Here is a 15,005-nt window from a genome sequence, read left to right as displayed (position 1 = left end):
AGCGCCGCCGTTGCGGCGCTCGTTGCATCACTGCGCATTAGCGCACGGGTGGTGCATACTGAATGCCACCGTTATTCCAGAGGTTGTTCTGCCCACGCTTGATCTTCAGCGGGCTTTCCGATCCAACGTTACGCTCAAAGATCTCCGAGTAGTTACCTACCTGCTTGATAATGTTATAAGCCCATTTGTTATCAAGTTTCAGATCCTTGCCATAATCCCCCTCTTTACCTAGCAGGTGCGCCATATCCGGTGTTGCAGGATTTGCCGCTTTTTCGTCAACATTTTTCGAGTTAACCCCCATCTCTTCGGCGTTCAGCATAGCGAACAACGTCCAGCGAACAATCGAGAACCACTCGTCGTCACCACGACGCACGACTGGCCCCAGTGGCTCTTTAGAAATAACTTCTGGCAGTACAATCCATTCTGCGGGGGTGCTCAGCTTGATCCGCAGGGCGTACAACTGAGACTGGTCGGAGGCAAGTGTATCGCAGCGCCCTGATTCGAGAGCTTTAGCGGACTCATCAGAACGGTCAAAGGTGACAGGGGTATACTTCATTTTATTGGCTTTAAAGTAGTCGGCCACATTCAGTTCAGTATCTGTTCCTGCCTGAATACAAACCGTTGCGCCATCCAGCTCTTTAGCGCTCTTCAGGCCCGCTTTATTGTGGGTAAGAAAACCGATGCCGTCGTAATACGTTACGCCAGTGAAAGACATTCCCATTCCGGCATCGCGAGAAGAGGTCCATGTGGTATTACGGGAAAGCATATCGACCTCACCAGACTGTAACGCGGTGAAGCGTTCTTTGGCGGTGAGTGGGGTATATTTTACTTTGCTGTCATCACCAAATACGGCAGCGGCAACGCCACGACATACATCGACATCAATACCTGAGAACTTACCGCTTGCATCAGCGTAAGAAAAACCAGGCAGGCCATCACTGATACCACATTGCACAAAACCCTTTTTCTGTACGGCATCGAGAGTTGCGCCGGCATGTGCCTGATTTGCAACCGCAAGCAGCACGCCGGCCGCAGCCAGGCTGGCTATTATCATCTTTTTCATAGAGCATCCTGTGTGGAGGAATTATTGTTATGGAAACGTTCTGAAAACGTCTTTTACCTGTCTGTGGCTATGGCCATACTCTTCTAAGCAAAGGTAGTGCCAGGTTTTTGCGCACGATTATTCGACGCAATATGCAGAGTGTAGACAGGAAAGAATAAATGCAGCGCCCTGAAGTGGTGCAAAATTGAAACGTAAGCCACATTTCGGCGCAAAAAATTTAAAAATAAGACAGGACGCATGATAACGATTTCGGGCGTGAATATCCGTAGCGTGAGAATAATGAAAGGGATGTGCGTTATAACGAAGAATACAGAAAATGCTAATTTGAGTTCATGGATATGTGAAGCGAATCTATAATAATTTTATTTTATGAATGATGCCATGAACTAACATTTTGTCTTATATTAAGATTTAATTCGTATTGCTAAAAGCGCGGTAACGGCCGCGCTTTTATGATTTTTTATTTCGTCAAGGCAACTATCCCAAGCGTCAAGCCGGCAACAGCGGCTGCACCACCGGCTATCGCTCCTGCAGTTTCCCAGTTATCCTGCGTGGTGCCTTTCATACAGGTATTGGTATGAACCAGACGCCCTTGATCGTCATAGACAGGCACACAAGGGGAATCGTGTGCACAGCCAGCCAGTAATGCGGTAAGCAGTGCAACGGGTATTAATCTTTTCATGGTGTTACCTCAAAAATAAGCGTTTCGCTAATTGAGCAAAGGTAAACGCTCAGCCATCTGCGAACTCGACTGCTATTTTACCACTGCTTAAAAAAAGACTGACATGAGGAATAATCTCAATTCATGTGGATTGTAAAAATAATGGATAAAATGGGGCACCTGAAAGTTTGTTCTGCAATGCTTCAGCAAAATTAAATGTCTATCTCATTAATAAATAAAGAACTCATCATCATGTAAAAAGGCGTCTATGGACGCCTTTATTTTACAAATTATTCGTGGTGCCGGCTAAAACGCCGTTTAACGACAACGAAGAAGACGGGAACGAAGAAGATCGCTAACAATGTTGCGGTGAGCATCCCCCCCATAACACCGGTACCAACAGCATTCTGCGCACCGCTACCTGCACCATGGCTGATAACCAGAGGCATAACCCCCAGAATAAACGCCAGGGATGTCATCAGGATTGGACGAAGACGCATGCGCGACGCCTCCAGAGTGGCTTCTATCAATCCTTTGCCCTCTTTATCCATCAGGTCTTTGGCAAATTCGACGATCAGGATGGCGTTCTTCGCCGAGAGGCCAATAGTGGTTAACAGACCCACCTGGAAGTAGACGTCGTTATTCATCCCACGCACTGATGCAGCTAACAGTGCGCCTACCACACCGAGCGGTACAACCAGCATGACGGAGAAGGGAATCGACCAACTCTCATACAACGCGGCCAGGCAAAGGAAGACGACGATTAGCGAGATGGCATAAAGTGCAGGTGCCTGGTTACCCGACAGTCGTTCCTGATAAGACATACCCGTCCAGTCATGACCAATACCGTTTGGCAGCTTTTCTGCGAGGCTTTCCATTAGTGCCATTGCTTCACCCGTACTTCGACCCGGCGCGGCTTCCCCCAGTATTTCCATCGATGGCATGCCGTTGTAACGCTCCAGGCGCGGTGAGCCGTAAACCCAATGCGATGCGCTGAACGCAGAGAACGGAACCATTTCGCCATTGGCACTGCGGATATACAGATTACTGATGTCCGTTGGCAGCATGCGGTATTTAGCATCCGCCTGAACGTACACTTTCTTCACTCGGCCGCGGTCAATAAAGTCATTGACGTAATAGCCGCCCAACGATGCAGAGATGGTCTCGTTAATGTCCGACAGCGAAACGCCCAGTGCTTGTGCTTTCTCCTGATCGACATCCAGTTTGAACTGAGGGGTATCTTCCAGGCCGTTCGGACGCACGCGGACTAACAAATCTGGGTGTTTAGCCACCATACCCAGCAGTTGGTTACGGGCTTGCGTTAATGCCGTATGTCCCAGACCGCCCTGATCGATCAGCTCGAAGTCGAAGCCGGTTGCAGTACCCAATTCAACAATCGCCGGCATGTTGAAGGGGAAGACCAGACCATCGCGGATCTGGCTGAAGGCGCGAGTGGCGCGTGCAATAACCGCTTCGGCGCTGTTTTCCTCTCCGCTACGCTCATCCCAGGGCTTGAGGCTGACGAACGCCAGACCTGAGTTTTGTCCCTGACCGCTGAAGCTAAAGCCGTTAACCGTGAAGACGCTTGCGACGTTAGCTTTCTCATTGTTCAGATAATACTGGGTGACCTGATCCAGCACTTTCTGGGTGCGCTCTTGTGTTGCCCCCGCCGGGAGCTGAATCATAGTCATAAATACGCCCTGATCTTCTTCCGGCAGGAAGGAGGTCGGCAGACGCATAAACAGCACCGCCATTCCGATCACGATGATCAGGTAGACAACCAGGTAACGCCCGGTTTTACGCACAATACCGCTGACACTATTGGTGTAGTGGTTGACGCTGTGATCGAATTTGGCATTAAACCAGCCAAAGAAACCGCTTTTTTTCTCGTGATGTTCAGCCGATACCGGCTTCAGCAGCGTTGCGCAAAGCGCGGGAGTCAGGATCAGCGCGACCAGAACAGAAAGCGCCATGGCGGAAACAATGGTGATGGAGAACTGCCGGTAGATAGCACCTGTCGACCCACCAAAGAAGGCCATCGGGATAAAGACCGCAGACAGCACCATGGCGATGCCGACCAGCGCTCCCTGAATTTGTGACATGGATTTTTCCGTCGCCTCTTTAGGCGGCAGATTATCTTCCATCATCACACGTTCGACGTTTTCCACTACCACTATCGCATCATCGACCAATAGACCGATGGCGAGCACCATCCCGAACATCGTCAGGGTGTTTATTGAGTAGCCAAACGCGGCAAGTACGGCAAATGTGCCTAACAATACGACGGGGACAGCGATGGTTGGAATGAGCGTTGCCCGGATGTTCTGCAGGAACAAATACATGACCAGGAACACCAGCACGATCGCCTCAAACAGCGTTTTTACCACTTCGTGGATGGAGATGGTCACAAACGGCGTGGTGTCGTACGGATAGACCACCTTCATTCCCTGCGGGAAGAACGGTTGCAACTCAGCCAGTTTGGCTTTGATAGCGTTAGCGGTATCCAGCGCGTTTGCCCCGGTTGCCAGCTTAATACCGAGGCCGGACGCAGGCTTACCGTTAATACGCGCCACCACGTTGTAGTTCTCACCACCCAACTCGATCCGTGCAACGTCCTTCAGGTGAACAACTGAACCATCGCTGTTTACGCGTAAAGTGACTTTGCCGAACTCTTCAGGATCTTTCAGTCGCGTTTGCGCAATGATAGAAGCGTTAAGCTGCTGGTTAGGTAATGCTGGCGTACCGCCTAACTGACCTGCGGCTATCTGATCGTTCTGGACCTTCAACTGATTGATCACATCAACCGGCGTAAGCTGGTACTTGTTCAGCAAGTTCGCATCCAGCCAGATGCGCATAGCATACTGCGCACCAAACAGCTGTACGTCACCCACGCCATTAAGACGACTGATTGAGTCTTTAACGTTAGAGGCAACGTAGTCGGAAATATCATCCTGTGTGGTTTGCGGGTTATCAGAAACAAACCCCGCGACCATTAAAAAACTGCTGCTGGATTTCTCAACGCCGATCCCCTGCTGCTGGACTTCCTGCGGCAGTAAAGGTGTGGCGAGCTGCAGTTTATTTTGCACCTGAACCTGGGCGATATCGGGGTCGGTACCGGACTGGAAGGTCAGCGTGATGGTCACACTTCCAGCGGAATCGCTGGTGGAGGACATATACATCAGGTTATCGATACCGTTCATATTCTGTTCGATAACCTGCGTAACAGTATCTTGTACCGTCTGCGCATCCGCACCTGGATAGGTTGCGGTAATAGCGACTGCAGGAGGTGCAATGGTTGGGTACTGCGCCACGGGGAGCTGCATGATTGCCAGAGCACCCGCCATCATCAGAATGATGGCCAGTACCCAGGCAAAGATAGGACGCCTGATAAAAAAGTTAGCCATGTCCGGTTACCTTATTGGGCTTTCGTGGCAGAGATTTCGGTGTCGGCAGTTGCTTTAACCTGGACGCCAGGGCGTGCTTTCTGTAAGCCGCTCACGATAACTTTGTCACCCGGTTGCAGACCTTCGCTGATGAGCCACTTGTCGCCAATGGCTTGTGTGGCAACAACGGCGCGAGACTCAACCTGACTTTTATCGTTAACGACCATCACGGTGGCATCGCCGCGAGGCGTACGCGTTACCCCCTGCTGCGGAACGAGAATGGCATTTGGCTGAACACCTTCATCAATGCGCGCACGCACGAACATGCCCGGCAGCAGCGTGTGCTGCGGGTTAGGGAAGACGGCCCTGAGGGTGATGGATCCGGTACTTTCATCAACCGTCACGTCAGAAAATTGCAAAGAACCTTTCAGTGGGTACGACTGACCATTTTCCATTACCAGTTCGACGGTACTGCTGGCGCTGTCTTTATGCAGGCTCCCTTGCTCAACTGACTGTTTGAGGCGCATAAAGTCATTGCTGGACTGCGTTACGTCGACGTAAATAGGATCAAGCTGTTGAACGGTAGCAAGCTCAGTCGCCTGGCCATTCGTGACTAATGCGCCTTCGGTGACGTTAGATTTACCGATCCGTCCGCTAATGGGCGATGTCACTTTGGTGTAGGCCAGGTTAATACGTGCGCTTTCGACCGTGGCTTTTGCTGCGATTACGGAAGCATCGGCCTGGCGGGCATCAGCAATGGCCTGATCGTACTCTTGCTGGCTGATGTACTTAGTGCCTACCAGCGGAACATAACGTTTTACCGTTAAATGCGCGATAGCTGCCGCCGCTTCACTCTTTGCCAGCTCGCCTTTGGCGCTGTCATAGTCAGCCTGGTAAGTCGCGGGGTCGATCTGATAAAGCGACTGACCTGCTTCAACATCGCTTCCCTCAGTGAAATTCCGTTTAAGTACAATCCCGCTAACCTGAGGACGGACTTCTGCGATACGAAATGCCGTTGTGCGCCCGGGTAATTCGGTCGTCACGGCTAAGGGCGCCTTTTCGACGACATGGACAGTCACCTGCGGCTCTGCGGGATGAGCTTGTGTTTCTCCCTGATCGTTACAACCGGCGAGTAATGCAGCGGAGATGATGATGAATGAGGGCAGGAGTGAAAACCTGGCATTTTTCGTCATTTCTATTCCTTAAAAAACCGAACGCTCGTTATTAACCGGGTAACGCAGAGGCGATAACGCGCACAAGAAAAATAATAGTTGGCTATCCTACAAATTATTAGCTTGCGATGTAAGCAATACTTATTTATGGGCGCGACACACGGCACATAAAAACAAAAAAAGATTAATCCTCTGCTGTTTTATTATGGTGTTAATAGCAATACTATGATGCGCATAAATACATATTGAAATAAGTATTTGGCTGGTGAATGTATTTAAAGTTTTTATATGCTTTGTTTATTCGTGTGCAATGTCAGCAATTAACGCTTTTAGACCTCGTCTAAATAAACGCTAAGTGATACATTTATTTCGTTTAGCAAATATTAGATAAGAAAGTTAATCATTCTCTACTCTACTCCGGACAGTCGGAACCATGGCCAGAAGAACGAAAGCTGATGCTCTCAAAACGCGGCAGCACCTGATTGAAACAGCGATAGCGCAGTTTGCCGCGCGCGGCGTAAGCAATACGACGCTCAACGACATTGCTGATGCGGCCAACGTTACGCGGGGAGCGCTCTATTGGCATTTCGAAAATAAAACGCAGCTTTTTAATGAGCTTTGGTTACAGCAGCCGCCCTTGCGCGATCTTATTCAGGAGCGGCTCGTGGGCCGTTGGGGAGATAACCCACTACAGCGGCTACAAGAAAGATTAGTTGTGGGTTTGCAATATATTGCTGAGAATCCTCGACAGCAGGCATTAATGCAGATTTTATATCATAAATGTGAATTCCATAATGATATGATATCGGAACAGACTATTCGTGAAAAAATTGGTATCAACCATCTGGGTATGCGCATTGCCTTGCAGAAATGTATGGACGATGGGCTTATCGCAACCAGCCTTGATTTAGACGTTATAATAATTATTCTTCATGGGAGTTTTAGTGGCATTGTTAAGAACTGGCTCATTAATCCAATGAGTTATGATCTTTATAAACAAGCGCCAGTATTAGTTGATAATGTATTAAAAATGTTAAGCCCTGATGGCTGCATGCTGCAATTGATTCAGGGTGAGGATCAGGCTGGCTAGTTTCTGCCGCCATGGACTGACGGCAGTTGCAGAACGGTAAGTCACCGGACGTACTATTCGAGGTCGATACAGTTGACCAGCTTGAGGGGGTTTACTGAGTTCATATTCCGGCACTTATCGTGCTCTGTTGTCATCAACTCTATCCACTGAATGAGTAGCGCATCAAAAAGAAAAACAAAGACAGCAAAAACAACCAGCCACCAATACTTGCGAATCATTACCAAATCCTGTGTATTCATGCCCAAGCGTGCAGGGAATATACACGAAATCTAAAAGCTGAAAAGCAGACTTACAATGCTTTTACTTTGCTGAAATTCCACTGTTCTTTTCCGGTAATCGACTCTTTTTAGACAGGTTTTTCGTCTTGCGCTTTTTCACCTTTGCAAGCTCATTCTCTGAAAAATGAGAACCAATACTCAATCTTCTGAGCCCCATTTTTACGTATTCGGCATTGATTTCAATCCCGACAAACTTGCGACCTAATTCCACGGCAGTGGCACCGGTTGTGAAGCTACCGGCAAACGGATCCAGCACTTTGTCATCTGGGTTGGAGGAAGCCAGAATGATGCGCTCCAGCAGGGCTTTGGGTTTCTGCGTGGGGTGGTTTTCGTATTCATCCATCAGGTAGCGAACACGTGGAAACTCCCAGACATTACCGGGTACTTTTTTATGATTGTAGGGCTGAGGTGGGTTTTTTCTGTAGTCTATTAGCGCGCGTTTCGCCCCGGTTTTCGCTTCAACCAAAATATCATCACGGTTAAATGTATAACTTTTTGGGTCTTTGACCATCATCAGGATCGGTTCATACATGGAGCCAAAGTACTTTTTGGCCTGTACCCCTGAGCTATCATAGGCCCACACAATACGGCTCTTGATGGTAAAAAGCTGTCGACATTTGAGGTCGATGTACGGCATGTTCTCTGTACTGTTCATGATGTACATGGTGCCTTGTGGCTTTAATATTCGATGGCATTCATCAATGCACTCGAACAGCGAGGCCAGAAAGCTCTCTTCGTCCCAGGATTCTACCAACCCGTCAAAGTCTTTCCCGATGTTATAAGGTGGGTCGGCAAAGATCAGATCGATGCTTTCAGACGGCAGCTTTTTCAGTTCAGTCAGCGCATCACCCTGGATTATCTTTTTTGATTCATCACCAAAGTAGACAGGTTCACATCTCGCTTTCATCACCAAAGCCTCCGTGTGACGCGAATAAAAAAGGCGCTTCCCCATGCCGAGTAGCGCCTTTTAAAACAAACATTTCGCTGATTAGTATCAGTTCATGCCGTATTTTTTCAGTTTTTTACGCAGCGTACCACGGTTGATGCCCATCATCAGGGCAGCACGGGTCTGGTTACCGCGGGTGTATTGCATCACCATGTCCAACAGGGGCTGTTCTACTTCAGCCAGTACCAGCTCATAGAGATCGTTAACATCCTGACCATTCAATTGAGCAAAATAGTTCTTCAGTGCCTGTTTAACCGAGTCACGCAGGGGTTTTTGAGTTACCTGATCCTGAGAGTTAACGGTAGAAACGGTCAGTACGTCAGAATTTACGCGTTGTTCGAACATAGTTCTGTCAGCTCTTTATTTCTGTTTACGCAAAATTTTCGAAGTATGCCTCCAACGCCGCCAGCTGTTCGCTGGAGTCTTCAATGGCGTTGAATGTGCGCCGAAACTGGTCATCCGGAGCGTGTTCCTGGAGATACCAGGATACGTGTTTACGCGCAATTCGGTACCCTTTTGCCTGACCATAAAAGTCGTGCAATTCCCGAACATGCGCACAAAGCAAGCGCTTCACCTCTGCCAGAGGCAGCGGGGGCAGCAGCTCCCCAGTGTCCAGATAATGCTGGATTTCCCGAAAGATCCAGGGTCTTCCCTGAGCTGCACGTCCTATCATCAGGGCATCCGCCCCCGTATAGTCGAGTACAGCTCTGGCTTTATGCGGGTCAGTAATGTCGCCATTCGCGATAATCGGAATGGAAACTTTCTGCTTAACTGCCCGAATACTGTCGTACTCAGCATCTCCATTGAACAAACAGGCGCGGGTGCGTCCATGAATGGTCAGAGCCTGAATGCCACAGTCTTCAGCCAGTTGGGCAATCTCTACGCAGTTACGGTGTTCCGGAGCCCAGCCGGTGCGAATCTTGAGTGTGACAGGAACGTCCACTGCATTGACGACCTCGGTTAGTATCGATTTCACTAAATCCGGGTACTGCAAGAGGGCTGAACCTGCGAGCTTGCGATTCACTTTTTTAGCCGGACACCCCATATTGATATCAATAATCTGGGCGCCGCTTTCCACGTTAATACGTGCGGCATCAGCCATCTCAACAGGATCGCTACCGGCAATTTGCACCGTGCGAATTCCTGGCTCATCAACGTGCACCATACGTAAACGAGATTTGTCGCTTTCCCAAACCTGCGGGTTAGAAGACATCATCTCGGATACCGTCAATCCTGCTCCCATCTCATAGCACAGCGTCCTGAATGGTCTGTCAGTGATGCCAGCCATAGGTGCTGCGATCAGGCGATTTCTGAGCTGGTATTGTCCGATGCGCATGAGTTAAGAAATGACCATACTGTGACTGCAAGGCGGCGTATATTACGCATTTTTTGCATGAGATGAAAGGCCAAACTTTGACCAATCCACTGAGGTGGATCAATGAATTGCTGACTAAGTACACAGTTTCAAATTAAAAGCTTTAATAATCATTTGGATACGTAGTTGCGCTAATTTATCATCCGTTTATAAATTCCGAAAACTTCTCTTTTTTTATTGCGCTCAGGCTCAGGACATCAGGATAAAAAGCTGTTTTTGTGTACAAATAGTGACTTTGTAATGCGATCTCGCTCTCATTTCCGCAAATCATTTTGCGAAAACGAAAGCGATTTTGGGGTTAGCGATAGTAACGCGTGACGATTATTTTTTCTGACCGGTAATACGGCACCACTCTTCTTTTTCGATGACCGGATCGAGTGTAAAGAGATCGGCATAGGCCTCACAGACGCTTTCCGCCTGGCTGGCAAGAATGCCAGAAAGCCCCAGTAGACCGCCCTCAACGGGCAGTACGCTGATTAACGGCGCCAGTTCACGTAATGGGCCCGCGAGGATGTTGGCGACCACCACGTCGGCTTTCATGGCTTCTGGCTGGTCTTTCGGCAGATAAAGCTCCAGACGCTCAGAAACGCCATTACGCTGGGCGTTATCACGGCTGGCCTGAATCGCTTGTGGATCGATATCCACGCCGATGGCTTTCGCTGCGCCCAGTTTCAATGCCGCAATGGCCAGAATGCCGGAGCCGCAGCCAAAGTCGATAACCGTTTTGCCGTTAAGATCGAGACCGTCCAGCCATTGCAGGCACAGAGAGGTGGTGGGGTGAGTGCCGGTACCAAACGCCAGACCCGGGTCCAGCATCACGTTGACGGCGTTCTCATCCGGGACATCGCGCCAGCTCGGGCAAATCCACAGGCGTTCGCCAAAGCGCATCGGATGGAAGTTATCCATCCATTCGCGTTCCCAGTCTTTATCTTCAAGCTGTTCGATTTTATGCGCGAAGCCTTCACCCAGCAGCGGATGCTGCTCCAGAATGGCAACGACTTCTTTCATGTCGGTTTCTGCGTCGAACAAGCCGATAACATCGGTATCGCCCCACAGGCGAGTCTCGCCCGGCAGAGGCTCGAACACCGGCGTATCATGCGTATCCTGGAAAGTGATGGAAACGGAGCCCGCTTCCATCAGTGCATCGCTTAACTCTTCTGCGTTAGCACCCGTTGTGTTCAGTTTCAGTTGGATCCATGGCATGGCAAAACTCTTTATTTATCAGTAGTCAATATGGCAGCTTGCGGGACGGTAGAACCGAAACGGTTTCCGACCAGGAAAGCCAGCAAACTTATCAGCAACGAGGGCACGATCGGATGGAAGCCCAGGTACTGAACGTTAAAGGTAGCAAGTACGGCATACAACACGCCGCCGACAATCATCGCGCTCAATGCGCCAGTCGCGTTTGCTCGCTCCCAGTACAGGCCCAGCACCAGCGGCCACAGGAAGACCGCTTCCAACCCGCCAAACGCCAGCAGGTTGAGCCAGATAATCATCTCTGGCGGTTTCCAGGCGGCCAGCAGCAGTAACGCGCCCAGCAGTAGGGTGATCACAGCGGACATGCGCTTCAGCCGGGTTTCGTTTTTCAACTGTTCCGGACGAAGGTTCAGGTACAGATCCTTAATGATCGTAGCGGAACTTTGCAGCAATTGGGCATTGATCGTTGACATGATCGCGGCCATGGGGGCCGCGAGGAAGATCCCGGCAGCTACCGGTGGCAACACTTTGACCATCAGAGTCGGGATCACCAGATCCGGTACCGTCAGGTCAGGGATCACCGCACGTCCCAACGCACCCGCCAGATGCATGCCAAACATCAGGATCGCCACCACGATGGTGCCGATGATAATCCCACGATGTACCGCTTTACTGTCTTTATAGGAGATACAGCGTACCGCCGTATGCGGAAGTCCAATCACGCCAAAACACACCAGTACCCAGAATGAGGTCATAAACGTGGGTGACAGAATGTCATCCGCGCCCTGCGGTGAGACCAGTTTCGGATCGATGGTTTGCAGGGTTACTACCGCATTGCTAAGGCCGCCGGCGGCATGAACGACGCCGACCAGCAGAACGATAGTCCCAATCAGCATTACCATGCCTTGCATGGTGTCGTTCAGTACGCTGGCGCGAAATCCGCCGAATGCCGTATATAAAGCGATACTGACGCCAAAGATCAGCAGACCGGTTTCGTAAGGAATACCCGCAGCCGTTTCCAGCAAACGTGCGCCGCCAATAAACTGTACGGTCATTGCTCCGACAAACGCGACCAGCAGGCTAAGACTTGCCAGCCACACCAGTAGACGGCTCTGGTAGCGGGCAAACAGCATGTCGTTAAGGGTAACGGCATTATAACGGCGCGCCAGAATGGCGAATTTCTTCCCGAGGATCCCCAAAGAGAGCCAGACGGCAGGCAACTGGATCATCGCCAGTAATACCCATCCCAATCCGTATTTATAAGCCGCGCCAGGGCCGCCAATAAACGAACTGGCGCTAATGTAGGTTGCCGTTAGCGTCATGGCTAACACGACCCCGCCCATCGAGCGGCTGCCGAGGAAATATTCGTTCAGGAAAGTACCGGTCGATCTCTTACGCATAGCGTAAACAGAGAGACCGAAGACCACCAACAGATAGGCGACCAGCGGCAAAATAACTTCAAGCTGCATCGTCATCCTCCAACGGAATGTCGCGATAGATAAACTTCACCATCGCCCAGCACAGTACGATGAAAACCAGCGGCGTTAGCAGGCAGGCCATTTCGAACCAGTGCGGTAAGCCGGTAAAACCGAGCGTGGAATCTGGTAAGTAAGCGGTTACTAACCATGTGGCAAGATATAAAAGGGTCAGCCACAGCGCCCAGCGCGCCTCTTTATGGGCCTGAACAAAACGAGCGTCCATTTTTTGTCCCTTGTGGATAAAGAAAGCGGGGATTGTACCTTATGGCGCGTTCGGGAGGGGAGAAAAACAAAAGGCCGGAATTTCCGGCCTTTTCGGTTAACGCATGCTTACTTTTCCTGAAGTCCGAGTTTTTTCTCCAGATAGTGGATATTGGTTCCACCATGCTGGAAGTGCTCGTCATTCATGATGCGGATCTGCAGATCAACGTTGGTTTTGATACCGTCGATGATCAGTTCCTGCAATGCGTTTTTCATACGGGCGATCGCTACGTCGCGGTTTTCGCCGTAGCAAATCAGCTTACCGATCATTGAGTCATAGTACGGAGGTACAGTGTAGCCTGCGTAAATATGAGACTCCCAGCGCACACCAAAGCCACCCGGCGCGTGGAAACGCGTGATTTTACCCGGGCTTGGCAGGAAGGTGTTCGGGTCTTCGGCGTTGATACGGCATTCTACCGCATGGCCTTTAACCACAACTTCATCCTGCTTGATGGACAGCGGTTGTCCTGCCGCGATACGCAGCTGCTCTTTGATCAGGTCAACGCCGGTGATCATTTCGGTTACCGGGTGTTCAACCTGAATACGGGTGTTCATCTCAATGAAGTAGAACTCGCCGTTTTCGAACAGGAACTCGAAAGTACCTGCCCCGCGATAGCCGATATCAACGCACGCTTTGGCGCAACGCTCGCCGATGTAGCGACGCAGTTCCGGGGTAATACCCGGCGCAGGTGCTTCTTCGACGACTTTCTGGTGACGACGCTGCATGGAGCAGTCACGTTCAGCCAGATAAATCGCGTTACCCTGACCGTCAGCCAGCACCTGAATTTCGATGTGGCGTGGGTTTTCCAGGTACTTCTCCATGTAAACCATGTCGTTGTTGAAAGCCGCTTTCGCTTCCGCTTTGGTCATGGAGATGGATTGTGCCAGTTCGGCATCGCTGCGCACGACGCGCATACCGCGACCGCCGCCGCCGCCGGAGGCTTTGATGATAACCGGGTAGCCGATACGTTTGGCATGCGCGCGGTTAGCGTCCATGTCATCGCCCAGCGGGCCGTCAGAGCCTGGAACGGTCGGTACGCCAGCTTTCTTCATCGCGGTGATCGCGGACACTTTGTCGCCCATCAGGCGGATAGTGTCGGCTTTCGGGCCGATGAAGATAAAACCAGAACGTTCTACCTGTTCAGCGAAGTTGGCGTTCTCAGAGAGGAAGCCATAACCCGGGTGGATTGCCACTGCGCCGGTGATTTCAGCGGCGCTAATGATTGCCGGGATGTTCAGATAGCTTTTTACGGACGCAGCCGGGCCAATACAGACCGTCTCATCCGCCAGCAATACGTGTTTTAAATCGCGATCCGCGCTTGAGTGCACGGCGACAGTCTTGATGCCCAGTTCTTTACAGGCACGAAGAATACGCAAGGCAATCTCGCCGCGGTTAGCGATGACAATTTTATCCAACATGTTCGCCTCGTTATTCGATGACGACCAGCGGCTCGTCAAATTCTACCGGTTGACCACTTTCTACCAGAATCGCTTTCACTACGCCGGATTTGTCGGCTTCGATCTGGTTCATCATTTTCATGGCTTCAACGATGCACAGGGTATCGCCCGCATTCACTTTCTGGCCGATTTCGATGAACGCTTTAGCATCCGGGCTCGGGGTGCGGTAGAACGTACCAACCATTGGGGAGCGTACGATGTGACCACTGATTTCCGCTGCTGCCGGCGCTTCCATACTTGGAGTGGCAGTTTGTGCGACAGCGTTAGACAGAGCTGGCTGCTGCATCACTGGTGCAGCATAAGCCTGTTGCATCATTGGAAAACTTGCAGCTGGCGCTGCACGGCTGATGCGTACAGACTCTTCGCCTTCAGAAATTTCCAGTTCGGAGATGCCTGATTCTTCAACCAGCTCGATCAGTTTTTTAATCTTACGAATATCCATGAGTGGGTTCCGTACTCTTTGTTTAGTGAGATTGTGACAGGCGTTTTACCGCCGTCTGTATAGCATTTTTATAACAGTGAGTGACAAGATGCCACACATCTCAGGCGTTGCACTGCGTGCTGCGGCCATTATATGAGATTGCCAGACTTGTTAGTCATTGTGCGGCTATCTTCTGCCATTTTCGGGTAAAAGACAAAATAT

The 15,005-nt window shown here is 50.5% G+C and carries 14 protein-coding genes; 1 reads left to right on the top strand and 13 read right to left on the bottom strand.

Annotated features, from left to right (window positions below; all coding sequences use genetic code 11):
• Window positions 1–37 precede the first annotated feature (37 nt).
• From FDX03_RS22690 to FDX03_RS22675, 4 genes are all read right to left on the bottom strand, one after another.
• Window positions 38–1,063, bottom strand: a complete 1,026-nt coding sequence (locus tag FDX03_RS22690; protein WP_115601384.1) for an amino acid ABC transporter substrate-binding protein — start codon at window positions 1,061–1,063, stop codon at window positions 38–40.
• A 460-nt stretch (window positions 1,064–1,523) separates the two neighbouring features.
• Window positions 1,524–1,745 carry a membrane protein gene (locus FDX03_RS22685; protein ID WP_048213468.1) on the bottom strand — a complete coding sequence of 74 codons (222 nt, stop codon included), beginning with the start codon at window positions 1,743–1,745 and terminating at the stop codon, window positions 1,524–1,526.
• 269 nt (window positions 1,746–2,014) lie between these two features.
• The gene (locus tag FDX03_RS22680; protein WP_115642772.1) at window positions 2,015–5,128 is read right to left on the bottom strand and encodes an efflux RND transporter permease subunit; all 3,114 of its coding nucleotides are present in this window, start codon (window positions 5,126–5,128) and stop codon (window positions 2,015–2,017) included.
• An 11-nt stretch (window positions 5,129–5,139) separates the two neighbouring features.
• Window positions 5,140–6,300, bottom strand: coding sequence for an efflux RND transporter periplasmic adaptor subunit (locus FDX03_RS22675; protein WP_137346608.1), 1,161 nt, complete (start codon window positions 6,298–6,300; stop codon window positions 5,140–5,142).
• 412 nt (window positions 6,301–6,712) lie between these two features.
• Between FDX03_RS22675 and envR the strand changes: the two genes are divergently transcribed.
• On the top strand, window positions 6,713–7,369 hold the full coding sequence (gene envR / locus FDX03_RS22670) for an acrEF/envCD operon transcriptional regulator (protein ID WP_061068709.1): 657 nt from the start codon (window positions 6,713–6,715) through the stop codon (window positions 7,367–7,369).
• 53 nt (window positions 7,370–7,422) lie between these two features.
• Here the strand turns inward: envR and FDX03_RS22665 are convergent, their stop codons facing one another.
• The 9 genes from FDX03_RS22665 to accB all read right to left on the bottom strand — a co-directional run bounded on the left by FDX03_RS22665 (window position 7,423) and on the right by accB (window position 14,804).
• The gene (locus FDX03_RS22665; RefSeq protein WP_048213464.1) at window positions 7,423–7,587 is read right to left on the bottom strand and encodes a DUF2556 family protein; all 165 of its coding nucleotides are present in this window, start codon (window positions 7,585–7,587) and stop codon (window positions 7,423–7,425) included.
• 82 nt (window positions 7,588–7,669) lie between these two features.
• The gene (yhdJ, locus tag FDX03_RS22660; protein ID WP_061068861.1) at window positions 7,670–8,554 is read right to left on the bottom strand and encodes an adenine-specific DNA-methyltransferase; all 885 of its coding nucleotides are present in this window, start codon (window positions 8,552–8,554) and stop codon (window positions 7,670–7,672) included.
• An 87-nt stretch (window positions 8,555–8,641) separates the two neighbouring features.
• Window positions 8,642–8,938: a DNA-binding transcriptional regulator Fis gene (fis, locus tag FDX03_RS22655; RefSeq protein WP_000462905.1), complete on the bottom strand. Its 297-nt coding sequence runs from the start codon at window positions 8,936–8,938 to the stop codon at window positions 8,642–8,644.
• A 25-nt stretch (window positions 8,939–8,963) separates the two neighbouring features.
• A complete protein-coding gene (gene dusB / locus FDX03_RS22650) occupies window positions 8,964–9,929 on the bottom strand; it encodes a tRNA dihydrouridine synthase DusB (RefSeq protein WP_003025224.1) in 966 nt (321 codons plus the stop codon).
• 360 nt (window positions 9,930–10,289) lie between these two features.
• On the bottom strand, window positions 10,290–11,171 hold the full coding sequence (prmA, locus tag FDX03_RS22645) for a 50S ribosomal protein L11 methyltransferase (protein ID WP_003025221.1): 882 nt from the start codon (window positions 11,169–11,171) through the stop codon (window positions 10,290–10,292).
• A gap of 11 nt (window positions 11,172–11,182) precedes the next feature.
• A complete protein-coding gene (gene panF, locus FDX03_RS22640; protein WP_048213463.1) occupies window positions 11,183–12,634 on the bottom strand; it encodes a sodium/pantothenate symporter in 1,452 nt (483 codons plus the stop codon).
• Window positions 12,624–12,866, bottom strand: coding sequence for a YhdT family protein (locus FDX03_RS22635; RefSeq protein ID WP_048213462.1), 243 nt, complete (start codon window positions 12,864–12,866; stop codon window positions 12,624–12,626). Before FDX03_RS22635 ends, panF begins: the two co-directional genes overlap by 11 nt.
• Window positions 12,867–12,973: 107 nt before the next feature.
• A complete protein-coding gene (gene accC / locus FDX03_RS22630; protein WP_003025213.1) occupies window positions 12,974–14,323 on the bottom strand; it encodes an acetyl-CoA carboxylase biotin carboxylase subunit in 1,350 nt (449 codons plus the stop codon).
• Window positions 14,324–14,333: 10 nt separating this feature from the next.
• The gene (gene accB / locus FDX03_RS22625) at window positions 14,334–14,804 is read right to left on the bottom strand and encodes an acetyl-CoA carboxylase biotin carboxyl carrier protein (RefSeq protein ID WP_005121378.1); all 471 of its coding nucleotides are present in this window, start codon (window positions 14,802–14,804) and stop codon (window positions 14,334–14,336) included.
• Between the last annotated feature and the right edge of the window lie 201 nt (window positions 14,805–15,005).

Origin of the sequence: Citrobacter sp. wls827 (assembly GCF_005280875.1) — a bacterium.
Lineage (GTDB): Bacteria > Pseudomonadota > Gammaproteobacteria > Enterobacterales > Enterobacteriaceae > Citrobacter > Citrobacter youngae.
This window is presented reverse-complemented; position numbering and strand designations above follow the sequence as displayed.